The organism is Jatrophihabitans sp., from assembly GCF_036388195.1.
Classification (GTDB): Bacteria; Actinomycetota; Actinomycetes; order Mycobacteriales; family Jatrophihabitantaceae; genus Jatrophihabitans_A.
The window spans coordinates 50,324-64,695 of record NZ_DASVSG010000086.1 but is presented as its reverse complement, the minus strand read 5'-3'; the positions used below and the strand labels follow the sequence as shown (position 1 = coordinate 64,695).

Here is a 14,372-nt window from a genome sequence, read left to right as displayed (position 1 = left end):
CTCGCTGGAGATCGCCACCAGCGGGGTGTGGGCGCCGCCGTGCCGGGAGATGATGCTGACCGACGCGGTGCGCGGCCGGGCCGCGGCGCTGCTGGGCCAGCATCCCGAGCTCGGAGAGCTGCTGGAGCCGATCAGCCTGGGCAATCCGGTCGAGGGCATGGAGTCGCTGGCGCCGGTGCTGGTCGACGAGCTGCGGCTGGTGCTGGAGGAGTTCCCGGCCGGCACCTCCGTGCTGGTCTGTGACCCGGAGAAGGTGCGCGCCCGGGCGGCCGACCTGGTGGCCACGTCCGAGGAGTTCCTGGCCGCCTCCTGGGCAGCGGCAGCCGGGGGCGGCAAGGCCCCGGTCGATCTCGGCTCGGCGTCGCTGCGCTCGCTGGAGGAAGTGGCCGAGGTCGCATCCGATCTCGGCATGCCGTGGTGGTCGCTGTCGCCGTTCAGCACCGACAACGAGCTGGTCGCCGACGCCGGCCCCGACTTCCGGACGGTGGCCGCCGTCGACTCGTCGTTCGAGCCCGCGCCGGCCTACCGCGGCGACACCGAGGCGCTGCTCGGCGACATCGGCGGCTGGGCCCGCGACGGCTGGCGGCTGGCGCTGGTCTTCGCCGGGCACGGCACCGCCGAGCGGGCGCTGGAACGGCTGCAGGCCGCTGACCTCGCTGCCCGGATGGCGCCCGGCATCGACAAGCTGGAACCCGGCGTGGTGCTGGTCACCACCGGCCACCTGGAATCCGGCCTGGTCTCGGCCGAGCTGAAGCTGGCCATCCTCAGCGAGACCGATCTCACCGGCCAGCGCGGGATCACCGCGCTGGACAAGTCCCGGATGCCGTCCCGGCGCCGCAACGCGATCGATCCGATCCAGCTGCAGTCCGGCGACTTCGTGGTGCACGAGCAGCACGGCGTCGGCCGCTACGTCGAGATGGTGCGCCGCACCGTCAACGGCGGCGAGCGCGAGTACCTGATCATCGAGTATGCCGCGGCCAAGAAGGGCCAGCCCGGCGACCGGCTGTTCGTGCCGACCGACTCCCTCGACCAGGTCACCAAGTACGTCGGCGGCGAGTCGCCCTCGCTGTCGCGGCTCGGTGGCGCGGACTGGGCCAAGACCAAGGGCCGGGCGCGCAAGGCGGTCAAGGAGATCGCGGCGGAGCTGATCCGGCTGTACTCGGCGCGAATGGCCACCCGCGGGCACGCGTTCGGGCCGGACACCCCGTGGCAGCGCGAGCTCGAGGACGCCTTCCCCTACGTCGAGACACCGGACCAGATGGCGGCCATCGACGAGGTCAAGGCCGACATGGAGAAGCCGCTGCCGATGGACCGGGTGATCTGCGGCGACGTCGGCTACGGCAAGACCGAGGTCGCGGTCCGGGCGGCGTTCAAGGCGGTGCAGGACGGCAAGCAGGTCGCGGTGCTGGTGCCGACCACGCTGCTGGCCCACCAGCACATCCAGACCTTCATCGGCCGGATGAACCAGTTCCCGGTGACCATCAAGGAGCTGTCCCGGTTCACGCACGCCGCCGACGTCGACCAGATCCTGGCCGGCATCGCCGACGGCAGCGTCGACATCGTGATCGGCACGCACCGGCTGCTGCAGCAGACCGTCCGGTTCAAGGACCTGGGCCTGGTCGTGGTGGACGAGGAGCAGCGGTTCGGGGTCGAGCACAAGGAGTACCTGAAGTCGATGCGCACCGCCGTCGACGTGCTCACCATGTCGGCGACCCCGATCCCGCGCACCCTGGAGATGTCGCTGACCGGGATCCGGGAGATGACCACGATCCTCACGCCGCCGGAGGAGCGGCACCCGATCCTGACCTTCGTCGGCGCCTATGACCCGCGCCAGATCTCGGCGGCGATCCGGCGCGAGCTGCTGCGCGACGGGCAGGTGTTCTTCATCCACAACCGGGTCGAGTCGATCAACCGGACCGCGGCGAAGCTGGCCGAGCTGGTTCCCGAAGCCCGGATCGCGGTGGCGCACGGCCAGATGGGCCAGGACGCGCTGGAGAAGATCATGGTCGGCTTCTGGGAGAACGACTTCGACGTGCTGGTCTCGACCACCATCGTCGAGTCCGGCCTGGACATCCCCAATGCCAACACCCTGATCGTCGACCGGGCCGACACCTTCGGGCTGTCCCAGCTGCACCAGATGCGGGGGCGGGTCGGCCGGGCCCGCGAGCGCGGCTACGCCTACTTCCTCTACCCGCCGGAGAAGCCGCTCACCGAGCTGGCCCACGACCGGCTGGCCACCATCGCCCAGCACACCGAGCTCGGCGCCGGGATGCAGGTGGCGATGAAGGACCTGGAGATCCGGGGTGCGGGCAACCTGCTGGGCGGCGAGCAGTCCGGCCACATCGCCGGGGTCGGCTTCGACCTCTACGTCCGGCTGGTCGGCGAGGCGGTCTCGGAGTACAGAGCTGCCGGCGGCGGAGCCGCGGTAGAGCAGTTCAGCGAGGTCAAGGTCGACCTGCCGATCAACGCCAACCTGCCGCAGGACTACCTGCCCGGCGAGCGGCTGCGGCTGGAGGCCTACCGAGCGCTGGCCAACGCCACCACCGACGAGGCGGTCGACTCGGTCCGGCTGGAGCTGCTGGACCGGTTCGGGCCGATGCCGATCGAGGTGGACAACCTGCTGGCGGTGGCCCGTTTCAAGGTGGTGTGCCGCAAGTTCGGGATCACCGAGGTCTCGCTGCAGGGCCAGTCGGTGCGGTTCTCCCCGGTGCTGCTGCCCGAGTCGGCCCAGGTCCGGCTGCAGCGGACGTACGAGAAGACCGTCTACAAGCCGGCGGTCTCGACGATGGCCGCCGCCCGTCCCAAGGGCGTGATCAAGCCGGACGGCAGCTTCGCCGAAGCCAAGTTCGGCGGCGAGCCGCTGCGCGACCAGCCGCTGCTGAGCTGGTGCGCGCAGCTGCTGGAGAACATTCTTGGTCCGGTGCTCAAGGCCGTGCTGTCCAACTGACCTTCCTCGGTGCGTCGGCTGAATGGCACGCCTGTAACTTAATCCGACTGAACGGTACGGCTATTCTCTTGGTGTGGGGCTCTAGACTTCGTATGGGGTAGCTATCGGTGAACCGCAGACAACGCGCTATTAAGCCCCTGCGTGAATAAGTTCGACAGAGCAAATCAAACTATGAACGCCGATATGGGTTTATAGGGTAGATTTTCGAATCGGCTCGCGGACTGCTGACCCTTGCCCAATCATTGACACCGGTTCGAACTAGAAGGCTCACATGACTTAAAGACGGCACAACCGCGTAAGGTCCATAAGAGAAATTGCACCCGAAAACTCTATGGCTGGCTTTACGATACTCACGGCACTGCGAGCGAACGGCGCAAGTTGCGCAGAAAGCCGTGAACGAATTTGTAGGATGGACAAGCGCTCGATGTTGTCAATTGTGCTAGCAAGCCGGTTACGTGGAACGCGGATCCGGTTACTACCACCAAGTACTTGCGTCAGAGCAGCCCAGGAGAGCTCCGGTATATCACCGACAAGCTCACTAGATTGCTCACGAAGCTGCAGGGCGCAAAGAATCACACTGGATAGGCCGTAATCGGCGCGCGATTCGTCAAGGCCGTAACCGATACCGTCAGCAATGCTCAAAGCCGCGAGCCCTAAACCGAGTTGTGGGCGCGTCGCATGCCGACAGATCACCGAGAACTCGTTGAAATAAACGCGAAGGGCGGAGCCTTCGTCGCGAAATTCTGGGAGATGCGGTGCCAAACTTGTGGCATAGTCGAACGCCCGTTGTCTATCATTCAAGCGTAAGACACTCATAAAGGTTACGCGTGGCTCCAAAATATGCCCCGCGCCTTCCACTGCACCCCTTGCGGCCGCGACGGCGGCATCCCCTGTCTTTAGACTGCTTCCGAGTTGGTAAGCATCCGTATACAATTCTCTGTTGACCCCACCAGCACGCCGAAGTCGTCCACCAGTTAGACCAATTTGTTCGCAGGTGGACACGTATAGCTGCTTCTCTTTCAGCGCCGTGACAGCAGCCCGAGCAAGAGAGGGATGTCGCGAATACACACGGTCCCCCGCGTACGCAATCGCCGCCTCACGACCTAGAGAGTGAAGGATCTTGCCATCAGCGTAGACGCCAGGCAAATTAGCTAGGGATGCGATTAGCGGTCGACTAGCACCGCGATTTTGCTCGCCGTGTGGGTCAAATTCACATTGCATTACACAAATGCATCCGAAAACATCAGCCAAAGTTACATTACTGTCTCTATGTATCTTTATTAGCGCGAGCTTGCTTATCAAGTCGCTAACCCTGTCGACCAGCTTGTCGCCATATCGCACCTCAAGGATAGCGCCGAACAAGGTCGTCGATTCAGTGCCACCGCCAAACATCCTACTACCAGACTTAATAAGCGCCTCGGCTACGGCATCTGGAGCCAGCTCGATGTCTGCTGAGGATTTCACCGTCGAGATTTTGTTGTTATTCCAGGTGTCGCCGATCTTCACCGCATCGGCCATAGTGAAGCCACTAAAGATTACGGAATCTACCGCATTTGCTAACGAGCCGGCGTAGCGCCACCAGAGCCGATCATGACTGGCTAGTGCAAACACAACACCGGAACCCGCCCTCCCCCACGAGTCGAATGATCGAACGAGAGCAGGTGCCACTAGGTCAGCATTATCAATGAAGATCATGACCTGCCCGTATTTATCGCGGACATCGTCGATCCATTCGTTGGTAACGGCGGGCGCCGCGGGCTCGGACCATAACACGGTCCATTCGGGGAAGTGGTTCGAGGCCCAGTCGGCGGCTTGGCGCAACGCCATGGACTTGCCCTCACCCATTGGTCCGATAGCTACAGAGCCGCCGCCACGTTGCTCGATTTTGGACTTGAGCATCGCTTGGAACTGTTTCGAAGCGCTGAGGACTGGCCAGCGGCCTGACTGCACGTCCGCCCAAGTAGGTTCGTGGCCGTCGGCAAATCTAAAAGCGGAATAGTCTGCCGCCGTTTTTTGAACTTGAGGCACCCGCGAGTACCCGAATGGAGAGGGTAGTGGAGGTGCGGGGAGAACTTCATAAGCCGCAGGATCAAAGATGGCGTGCCCATCAACTCCGGTGTACAGGTTGAAACCGGGTAGGGCGACCATTGCCGCAAGGGTTCTATTCTGCAGGATGAGCCTGCTATCTGGAGAGTACGCAGCCCATAGAAACTCACTGTCGAGAAGGTCGCTCCGTTCTACCCTTACATGCAGCGAACGCATAAATGCATCTATCCAGCCACTATAGCCGACTACAAGAACCGTTGCAGCCCGCATGAGGCGATCTAACAGTCCGCCCAATGTTGGGCGTTCACCAGTGAGCTGGGGAATTGTGCTGAGGGTTGCGTTACTTGTCCAAAGACCGTGAATGTGCAACACGGGGATGGATGAGCTCTCCAGGAAGGTATCCGCCGCCGGCGCGGAGTCCATCGGTATAGGAACTGAGTCGGCTTGAAGCTGGGTTTGGCGGAACGCAATCTCAATAAGCGGATCAAAATTTGTCGTGATGATCGGTCCCCGAACATCTCCGGGGAGCTGGCTATAGAAATTTGCAAATCTGATGTAGCCATTTGGTACGTGCCATCTTCCGCTGGAAGCTAGTTTCCTACACTGCTCGATGTCACCAGAAACTTCGCGTCGGTCAGCTGGCTGTACATCCATACACGCGGTCAATACCGCTTCTCTGATAGTTCGAGCTAGAACCGCCTCACCCTGCTGGTGCTTGACCAACGAGGCGGCATTTTGGTATGCAAGTCCAGTATCGGTAATTTCCGAAATTGTTTCGTCGAATTTCTGTTGGCCACGGGCGGTCAAGCACAGTTTAAATCGTGCTGTAAGGTCAGTCGTCGATGGAAGGACACTGTTCGAGATGCCCGAGCCGAATACCGTTACAAGTTTGGTGTCCCCAGAGTCTCGGATCGCCTGTAATCGGGCTTGCAGGTCGGTGAGATCACCATATTCTGGCACGAGTCCTCCCCTGTCGATGACCACCATTCTGTCGGCTCGCCTCGTTTGGTCAAGCACTGGGGTGCAGCTTGAGCCGAGAGCAACCAACCAGCCCTCGCCATCTGCATGGTGGGCGAACACCTCGACGGCCGAAGAGCAGTGCGGGTCAGGAGCCTTCGCCCGAGCGAGGCGCGTACCCACATGTCGTCGTGTATGGCTTGCTGGTACCTGTACTACCAAGGCCGATGAGTCCGATCGGTGCGGCTGGCAAACTTGCAGCCCGAGCAGGTGAGGACCAGCGACACCACGAGCTTGACCTCCAGATCACCTAACTTGGGTGCCTGATAGTGGTCCGAGTTCAGCCAGCCGTAGTCAAGACCATCTAACCGTTTAAACAGCACCGGCAGAACGGCCGTGGCTTCGAGCATGGCAGTACGGCAGTGAGTGCGTACGGCAATGGAGACCCCGTCGGGGCCGTCGGCGAGGATGGTAGGCATGGCTGTCGAACTGCCTGAACTGCTGGTGCCGGACGCAGCCGCCTGGCGCGCCTGGTTGATGGACAACCACGCCAGCTCAGCCGGCGTCTGGTTGGTGCTGGGCAAGAAGGGCGGCCAGGTCACCGCGCTGACCTACCCCGCGGCGCTGGACGAGGCGCTGTGCTTCGGCTGGATCGACGGCCAGATGAGCCGGCGGGACGAGGGCAGCATGCGGCAGCGGTTCACCCCGCGCCGCGCGAAGAGCGCCTGGTCGCGGCGCAACGTCGACTACATCGCCCGATTGAGCGCCGAAGGCCGGCTGATGCCGGCTGGCCAGGCCGCGGTAGATGCCGCCAAGGCGGACGGCCGGTGGGACGCCGCCTATGCCGGCTCGGCGGCTGGGGAGTTCCCCACCGACCTGGCCGAGGCGCTGGCCGCCAATCAGCGGGCACAGGCGATGTGGGACGTGCTGACCTCGCAGAACCGCTACGCCATCACCTACCGGATCGGCCAGGCCAAGCGCCCGGAGACCCGGGCCCGCCGGATCGCGGACTTCGTCGCCATGCTCGAACGCGGCGAGACGGTCCATCCGCAGCGGCGCCAGCTGCCCGAGGACTGACCCGGGCCTGTCCCGGTCGGGCGGAGGCCCCATGTGCAACTAACGGTTGCGTGTCCCTGTGCTGATCGCTACGGTGATATGCAACCGATGGTTGCAGAAGGTGGGGCATGGAGTACGGAAGCATCGAGCGCGAACTGCACGTCGACGCATCCCCCGAGGTCGTCTTCGAGGTGCTGAGCAGCCCGGAGCACATCCGGGACTGGTGGAGCGCCGAGACCCGATTCGAGCCGGTCGCCGGTACGGCGAGCCGGTTGACCTGGACCGACCAGGCCAGCGGGCGCCAACAGTCGACACCGTTCACCGTCGTCGAGGCGGACCCGCCGCGGCGCTTCTCCTTCCGCTGGACGTACGAGGACGACGTCGCGGGCTCGGGCAACTCGCTGCTGGTGACCTTCGACCTCGTCCCGTCGGGAGAGGGGACCACCGTCCGGTTCAGCGAGACCGGCTACCGCGAGCGCGGCTGGGAAGCAGCGGTGCTGGAGGAGTACTACAACGACCACCGGCAGGGCTGGGACTTCTACCTGCCCCGGCTGGCCGAAACCGCGACCCGGCTGGCAGCCGCCCGGTGAGCGCCGTCGTCGACGACGACCTCTGGTCCGCGATCGGGGACCCGACGCGGCGGCGCATGCTCGACCTGCTGCTCGCCGACGGCCAGGGGACGGCCACCACGCTCAGCGCGCGCCTGCCGGTGACGCGCCAGGCCGTGACGAAGCACCTCGCCGTGCTCGACCGGGTCGGGCTCGTCCGCGCGACCCCCGCCGGACGCGAGAAGCGCTACTCCGTCGACGATGCGCAGCTGGCCCGCGCCGTCGCCCAGCTGAATTCCGTGGGCGAGCTGTGGGACGCCCGCCTGCGCCGCATCAAGAGCCTCGCCGAGGCGATCCAACGAGCCAAGAACACGTAAGGGAGATCGAGATGGCAGACATCCTGCACCGAGTGGGCATCACCGCGACGCCGGAGAGCGTCTACGAAGCGCTCACGACGGTCGATGGCCTCGCCGCTTGGTGGACGACCGACACCAGCGGCGACAGCGACGGCACGCTGAAGTTCCGCTTCGGCGAGGTCGGTGGCTTCGACATGAAGGTCCTCGATCTGCAGCCGGGAAAGCGGGTGCTCTGGGAGGTTCTCGACGGCCCGGCCGAATGGGTCGGGACCACGGTGAGCTTCGACCTTGCCCAGGACGGCGATTGGACGATCGTGCTGTTCGCCCATGCCGGCTGGCGTGAGCCGGTCGAGTTCATGAGCCATTGCAGCACCAAGTGGGCGACCTTCCTGATGAGCCTCAAGGCCTTCGTCGAGACCGGGACGGGCGCCCCGCACCCGCACGACGTCCAGATCAGCAACTGGCACTGACACACCGCCGGTTGCGGACACTCCTCAGCTGAGCTCGCCAAGCCCGGCGGGCAGCCCTCAGCCGGGCCGTTCGGACCTGGGCAGCTTGGCCACCACCTGGTCGTAGGAGTCGTCGATGAGCTCGCGGACCTCCTCCTCGGGCAGGTCGTCGATCCACACCCGCACCCACAGCCGCTTGTTCAGGTAGGGCGCCGGCCCGGCCAGCTCCGGATAACGCTGCTTGAGCTCGGTGACCGCCGTCTCGGTGTTCTTCACGCTGATGGCGCTGCGGCCGTCCACCCGGCCCGGGAACAGGAAGATCTTGCTGCCCACCTTGGCCACGTGGTGGTCCTCGCCCCACGGGCTGTCCGGCCAGGCGCCGGGCTTGTCCAGGGCGTAGCGCAGTGCGTCGTCGCTGTCCATCAGGGGCAGGTTTAGCACAACCCAGCGAGCCGGGCTGCCGCCCGCGACGGCTCGGTTCCCTTCCCGTGCGAAAATGACGTGGCGTGCCGCGCACCGCCTGTCCTGACCACCAGAACGAACTCGGAGATCGAAGACGTGAAGATCCGTTCGGCAAGGCTCCGCTCGCTCGCCCTGCTGCCGGTGCTGGCGCTCAGCTGCCTCGGGCTGGTGGCATGCGACTCCAAGGCCGGCACCGCCGCCATCGTCAATGGCCACAAGATCACCGAGAAGGAGCTCTCGCGCTACGTCCCGGCGAGCGCGCCGCCGATCCCCACCGGCGACGGCTCGACCAGCACGCCGGCCAAGACCTTCGTGCTGCAGTACCTGGTGCGCAACGAGGTCTTCCCGCTGCTGCTGGCCGCGGCCGGCGGCTCGGTGACCGAGGCGCAGCTGCAGGCGGGCAAGGCCGAAGCGCTGGGCGGAAGCACCGAGGCCGAGCTGACCCGGCAGATCACCCAGGCGGGGCTGAGCGAGCGGTTCGAGCCGGTGCTGCTGCGCAACCGCCAGTTGCTCAACGTGGTGCGCGCCAAGCTGTCCACCGACAAGCAGGTCGCCGACGCCCTCGTCAAGATCAAGGACAAGGTCTCGATCAATCCCCGGTACGGCAGCTGGGACCTCAACAGCCTGTCGGTGCTGGGCCTGGGCAAGAAGCAGCTGCCCTCCGTGTTGTCCTTCGACCAGACGCTGCCGGGCGACGTGAAGCTGCCGACCCAGCAGTGACGGCCCCGGTTCCTGCTGGCGAGCCGGCTGAGCCCGCCGACCGCACCGAGCCCGCCGACCGCACCGAGCCAGCCGAGCTGGGCGCGCAGCTGGTCCGGGCCGTCCAGATCATGGACCGGCTGCGCTCGCCCGGCGGCTGCCCCTGGGACGCCCAGCAAACCCACTCCTCGCTGGCCCCGTACCTGATCGAGGAGGCCTACGAGACCCTCGAGGCGATCGAGACGGCCGACCTGGCAGCGCTGCGCGAGGAGCTCGGCGACCTGCTGCTGCAGGTGCTCTTCCATGCCCGGCTAGCCGAGGAGGCCGCCCCCAGTGAGCGGTTCACCATCGACGATGTGGCCGGCGACCTGGTGGCCAAGCTGGTCCGCCGGCATCCGCACGTCTTCGCAGACACGGTGGCCGACTCGGCCGCCGCCGTCGCCACCAACTGGGAGGCGATCAAGCAGGTCGAGAAGCAGCGGAACTCGGTGACCGACGGGATCGCGATGCAGCAGCCCGCGCTGGCGCTGGCCGCCAAGCTGGTCAGCCGGTCCTCCCGTGCCGGGTTCACCGCGCCGCTGCCGGCCGGCGACGGGATCGGCGAGCGGCTGCTGGCCGTCGTCGCCGACGCGGTGCAGGCCGGCGTCGACCCCGAACAGGCGTTGCGGGCCACCGCCCGGGCGTACCGGGACGGGATCCGCACGCTGGAAGGCAGCGATCGGGAAGGCAACGATCCGGCGACCACCCGTCTGGAAGGGCAGCGATGACGAGCCGGCCGCAGGCTGACGATCACCTGGCCGAGAAGCGGATCGAGCCGCCGACGGCCGGCGACGAGCGCGCCACCCTGACCGGCTTCCTGGACTACCAGCGGCAGACCCTGTTGCTCAAGTGCGCCGGCCTGACCCCGGAGCAACTGCTCCGGCGTGCCACCCCGCCGTCCTCGCTGTGCCTGCTCGGCCTGGTCCGGCACCTGACCGAGGTCGAGTACGGCTGGCTGGTCGAACGGTTCGCCGGCGGCGAGGTCAAGGACCTCTACGGCCCGGGCGACGCCGACTTCGATGTCGTCGAGGTCGACGAGCAGGCCGTGGCCGCCGCCTTCGCCCTCTATGCCCAGCAGGTCGCGCAATCGCGGCAGCTGGTGGCCGGCGCCGCGCTGGACGCGATGACCGCAGCCGCCCATCCGGATTCGGGTGAGCACTTCTCGCTGCGCTGGATCCTGGTGCACCTCATCGAGGAGTACGCCAGGCACAACGGCCACGCCGACCTGCTGCGCGAGGCCATCGACGGCGCAACGGGCGAGTAGCTGCGCCGGATCGCCGGGGCCGCCCGATAGGCTGGCTGCAGGAGTCCGCCGGCGCAGCGTTGCGCGGGAGGACCCGCACGGCTCGGATCGGCAGGCCGGTTATAGCACCGGCCGACCGCACCGGCCGGTCGCACCCGAAGCACGTCGAGAGGACCGAAGTTGTGGCCAGCATCGAGGCCGTAGGCGCCCGCGAGATCCTGGATTCGCGTGGCAACCCCACCGTCGAGGTGGAAGTGGCCCTCGACGACGGCACCTTCGCCCGCGCGGCGGTGCCCTCCGGGGCGTCCACCGGCGCCTTCGAGGCCGTGGAGCTGCGCGACGGGGACGCCCGCTACGGCGGCAAGGGCGTGCGCAAGGCGGTCGCGGCGGTGCTGGACGACATCGGCCCCGAGCTGCTCGGCTTCGAGGCCAGCGAGCAGCGGCTGGTGGACGCGGCGCTGATCGACCTGGACGGCACCCCGGACAAGTCCAAGTTCGGCGCCAACGCGGTGCTCGGTGTCTCGCTGGCGGTCGCCAAGGCCGCTGCCGTGTCGGCCGGCCTGCCGCTGTTCCGCTACCTCGGCGGCCCGAACGCGTACCTGCTTCCGGTGCCGATGCTCAACATCCTCAACGGTGGCGCGCATGCCGACTCCAACGTCGACGTCCAGGAGTTCATGATCGCCCCGATCGGGGCGCCGACCTTCAGCGAGGCGCTGCGTCAAGGTGCGGAGGTTTATCACGCGCTGAAGGCTGTTCTCAAATCGAAGGGCCTGTCGACCGGCCTCGGCGACGAGGGCGGTTTCGCGCCCAGCCTGGAGTCCAACCGGACCGCGCTGGACGTCATCAGCGAGGCGGTCCAGAAGGCGGGCCTGACGCTGGGCACCGACATCGTCTTCGCGATGGACGTCGCCGCGACCGAGTTCTACTCCGACGGCTCCTACCAGTTCGAGGGCGCTTCCAAGAGCTCGGACGAGATGGTCGCCTACTACACCGACCTGATCGCCAACTACCCGATCGTCTCGATCGAGGACCCGATGTCGGAGGAGGACTGGGACGGCTGGATCGCGCTGACCACCCAGCTGGACGAGACCATCCAGATCGTCGGCGACGACCTGTTCGTCACCAACCCCGAGCGGCTGGCCCGAGGCATCGCCACCGGCGCGGCCAACGCCCTGCTGGTCAAGGTGAACCAGATCGGCTCGCTCACCGAGACCTTGGACGCGGTGGACCTCGCGCACCGGTCCGGCTACCGCTGCATGATGAGCCACCGCTCCGGCGAGACCGAGGACACCACGATCGCGGACCTGGCGGTGGCCACCAACTGCGGCCAGATCAAGACCGGCGCGCCGGCCCGGTCGGAGCGGGTCGCCAAGTACAACCAGCTGCTGCGGATCGAGGAGGAGCTCGACGACGCCGCGCGCTATGCCGGGGCGTCGGCGTTCCCGCGGTACCGCCGGGCTGGCAGCTAGCCGATGGCGCCTCGCACTCCCGTGGCCGGCGACGGCTCAGCCAGCCGGGCAGCCGGCCGCGCCGTGCGGTTCCGTCCGGGCTGGGCGAACCCGCCGAAGTTGACCGGCCGCCGGATGATGGTGGCGGCGATGGCGCTGTTCCTGGTGGTCGTGCTGGCCTCGCCGTTCCAGACCTACCTGAGCCGGCGGGCCTCGGTGGCGGCCTCCGAGCGCCAGCAGCAGCAGCTCAACGCCCAGCTGGCCGAGCTCCAGCGCCAGAGCGCGCAGTGGCAGGACCCCGCGTTCGTGGCCCGGCAGGCCCGGATCCGGCTGCAGTACATCCGTCCTGGCGACACCCTCTACACCGTGCTGGACGCGCAGGGGAACCCGCTCGAGCCGCCGGCCCAGGCCCCCGCCGAGAAGGTGGCCCGGGCCGATCACCGGCCCAGCTGGGACGCGGTGCTGTGGGCCAGCGTGCACGACACCGACACCGCGAAGTGACCGCTGCCGGGAACGCCAGCGTGGTGAGCGACACCGACGCCGCGATCGTCGGCAGGCAGCTGGGACGGCCGCCGCGCGCGATCCGCGCGGTCGCGCACCGGTGCCCGTGCGGCAACCCGGACGTGGTCGAGACCGCGTCCCGGCTGCCCGACGGCACCCCGTTCCCGACGCTGTACTACCTGACCTGTCCCAGGGCCGCCTCGCTGGTGTCGACGCTGGAGGCGTCCGGGCTGATGCGCGAGATGACCGACCGGCTTCGCGCCGACGACCGGCTCGCGGCCGGCTACCAGGCCGCGCACCAGGCCTATCTGGCCCAGCGGGAGCGGCACGGGCCGGCGCCGGAGATCAGCGGCATCTCGGCCGGCGGGATGCCGACCCGGGTGAAGTGCCTGCACGTGCTGGTCGCCCATTCGCTGGCTGCCGGGCCCGGGGTGAACCCGCTCGGCGACGAGGCGCTGGCGGCGCTGCCGGACTGGTGGCAGCAGGGGCCCTGTGTGGTCGACGAGCCGGGGCAGCCCTCGTGAAGCGGGTCGCCGCGATCGACTGTGGCACCAACTCGATCCGGCTGCTGGTCGCCGACGGCAGCCCGGTCGGGCTCAGCGACGTGCACCGCGAGATGCGGATCGTCCGGCTGGGCGAGGGCGTGGACGAGACCGGCCGGCTGTCCCCGGCGGCGATCGAGCGCACCCGGCTGGCGCTGGTGGACTATGCCGAGTGCATCCGGTCGCTGGGCGCTGCCGAGGTGCGGATGGTCGCCACCTCGGCATCGCGCGATGCCGCCAACGCCGACGAGTTCCGGGCGGTGGTGCAGCGCGTTCTGGGGGTCGAGCCCGAGGTGATCACCGGCCTCGCCGAGGCGGAGCTGTCCTTTCTGGGCGCGGTGGCCAGCCTGCCCGGGGCGGCCGACCCGCTGCTGGTGGCAGACATCGGCGGCGGCTCCACCGAGCTGGTGCTGGGCTCGGTGCGTGCCACTTCACTCCGCTCCTCGATCGTTCCTCACTCGATGCTCACTCAGCCCGTGGCGGCGAAGGTGACCGCCGCGCACAGCATGGACGTCGGCTGCGTCCGGTTGACCGAACGGCGCCTGCGCGACGACCCGCCGACCGAGGCACAGGTCCAGGCGGCGCTGGCCGACCTGCAGGCAGCCCTGCAGGCCGCCGCGGCGGACGTCCCGGTGCGCCAGGCGGCAGCCTTCGTCGGAGTCGCGGGCACGGTGACCACCATCGCCGCCCTGGCGCTGGACCTGCCGGCCTATGACTCGGACGCGATCCACGGCTCGGTGATCGACTACCAGCAGGTCGCCGAGGTCACCGACCGGCTGCTGGGGATGCGGCGAACCGAGCGGGCGGCCCTGCCGGTCATGCACCCCGGCCGGGTGGATGTGATCGGCGGCGGCGCGCTGGTGCTGCGCGCCGTGATGGAGTTCGTCGGGGCGCGCGAGGTGGTCGCCAGCGAGCACGACATCCTCGACGGCATCGCGCTGAGCCTGCTGACCCGCTGAGCGCTGCTGACCCGCTGAGCCTGCTTGATCCGCTGAGCCTGCTTGATCCGCTGACCGTGCCAGACGGCCGAGCTGCCCGGCGCTGACCAGCCGAGCGTCGTGCCTGACCCGCCCGAGCCG

General features: G+C 67.3%; 15 protein-coding genes. 12 read left to right on the top strand and 3 right to left on the bottom strand.

The window, feature by feature from the left end:
- A partial coding sequence (gene mfd, locus VF612_RS09225) for a transcription-repair coupling factor (protein ID WP_408659561.1) occupies nucleotides 1-2,947 on the top strand: 2,947 nt, incomplete at its 5' end.
- Nucleotides 2,948-3,223: 276 nt separating this feature from the next.
- Here mfd and VF612_RS09220 read toward each other — a convergent pair.
- Together VF612_RS09220 and VF612_RS09215 are read right to left on the bottom strand one after the other, a co-directional pair.
- Nucleotides 3,224-5,980 (bottom strand): SIR2 family protein, encoded by a 2,757-nt coding sequence (locus VF612_RS09220; RefSeq protein ID WP_408659560.1) that lies wholly within the window; start codon nucleotides 5,978-5,980, stop codon nucleotides 3,224-3,226.
- A 185-nt stretch (nucleotides 5,981-6,165) separates the two neighbouring features.
- A complete protein-coding gene (locus VF612_RS09215; RefSeq protein WP_408659559.1) occupies nucleotides 6,166-6,429 on the bottom strand; it encodes a hypothetical protein in 264 nt (87 codons plus the stop codon).
- On the opposite strand from VF612_RS09215, the gene VF612_RS09210 reads away from it, so the two are divergent.
- From VF612_RS09210 to VF612_RS09195, 4 genes are all read left to right on the top strand, one after another.
- A complete protein-coding gene (locus VF612_RS09210) occupies nucleotides 6,428-7,027 on the top strand; it encodes a YdeI/OmpD-associated family protein (protein ID WP_408659558.1) in 600 nt (199 codons plus the stop codon). The genes VF612_RS09215 and VF612_RS09210 overlap by 2 nt on opposite strands.
- A 107-nt stretch (nucleotides 7,028-7,134) precedes the next feature.
- The gene (locus tag VF612_RS09205) at nucleotides 7,135-7,596 is read left to right on the top strand and encodes an SRPBCC domain-containing protein (RefSeq protein ID WP_408659557.1); all 462 of its coding nucleotides are present in this window, start codon (nucleotides 7,135-7,137) and stop codon (nucleotides 7,594-7,596) included.
- On the top strand, nucleotides 7,593-7,931 hold the full coding sequence (locus VF612_RS09200; protein WP_408659556.1) for an ArsR/SmtB family transcription factor: 339 nt from the start codon (nucleotides 7,593-7,595) through the stop codon (nucleotides 7,929-7,931). The genes VF612_RS09205 and VF612_RS09200 overlap by 4 nt, the downstream gene beginning before the upstream one ends.
- An 11-nt stretch (nucleotides 7,932-7,942) precedes the next feature.
- Complete coding sequence (locus VF612_RS09195; RefSeq protein WP_408659555.1) at nucleotides 7,943-8,380, top strand: SRPBCC family protein; 438 nt, start codon at nucleotides 7,943-7,945, stop codon at nucleotides 8,378-8,380.
- A 57-nt stretch (nucleotides 8,381-8,437) separates the two neighbouring features.
- On the opposite strand, the gene VF612_RS09190 is transcribed toward VF612_RS09195, so the two are convergent.
- A complete protein-coding gene (locus VF612_RS09190) occupies nucleotides 8,438-8,782 on the bottom strand; it encodes an MmcQ/YjbR family DNA-binding protein (protein WP_408659554.1) in 345 nt (114 codons plus the stop codon).
- Nucleotides 8,783-8,917: 135 nt separating this feature from the next.
- On the opposite strand from VF612_RS09190, the gene VF612_RS09185 reads away from it, so the two are divergent.
- From VF612_RS09185 to VF612_RS09155, 7 genes are all read left to right on the top strand, one after another.
- Complete coding sequence (locus tag VF612_RS09185) at nucleotides 8,918-9,541, top strand: hypothetical protein (RefSeq protein ID WP_408659553.1); 624 nt, start codon at nucleotides 8,918-8,920, stop codon at nucleotides 9,539-9,541.
- Complete coding sequence (locus VF612_RS09180) at nucleotides 9,538-10,287, top strand: MazG family protein (protein ID WP_408659552.1); 750 nt, start codon at nucleotides 9,538-9,540, stop codon at nucleotides 10,285-10,287. Before VF612_RS09185 ends, VF612_RS09180 begins: the two co-directional genes overlap by 4 nt.
- Complete coding sequence (locus tag VF612_RS09175; RefSeq protein WP_408659551.1) at nucleotides 10,284-10,823, top strand: DinB family protein; 540 nt, start codon at nucleotides 10,284-10,286, stop codon at nucleotides 10,821-10,823. Before VF612_RS09180 ends, VF612_RS09175 begins: the two co-directional genes overlap by 4 nt.
- A gap of 161 nt (nucleotides 10,824-10,984) precedes the next feature.
- The gene (gene eno / locus VF612_RS09170) at nucleotides 10,985-12,271 is read left to right on the top strand and encodes a phosphopyruvate hydratase (protein WP_408659550.1); all 1,287 of its coding nucleotides are present in this window, start codon (nucleotides 10,985-10,987) and stop codon (nucleotides 12,269-12,271) included.
- A gap of 3 nt (nucleotides 12,272-12,274) precedes the next feature.
- Complete coding sequence (locus tag VF612_RS09165) at nucleotides 12,275-12,751, top strand: FtsB family cell division protein (RefSeq protein ID WP_408659549.1); 477 nt, start codon at nucleotides 12,275-12,277, stop codon at nucleotides 12,749-12,751.
- Nucleotides 12,748-13,275, top strand: a complete 528-nt coding sequence (locus tag VF612_RS09160; protein WP_408659548.1) for a DUF501 domain-containing protein — start codon at nucleotides 12,748-12,750, stop codon at nucleotides 13,273-13,275. Before VF612_RS09165 ends, VF612_RS09160 begins: the two co-directional genes overlap by 4 nt.
- Nucleotides 13,272-14,252, top strand: a complete 981-nt coding sequence (locus tag VF612_RS09155; RefSeq protein ID WP_408659547.1) for an exopolyphosphatase — start codon at nucleotides 13,272-13,274, stop codon at nucleotides 14,250-14,252. Before VF612_RS09160 ends, VF612_RS09155 begins: the two co-directional genes overlap by 4 nt.
- The last annotated feature ends 120 nt before the right edge of the window (nucleotides 14,253-14,372 follow it).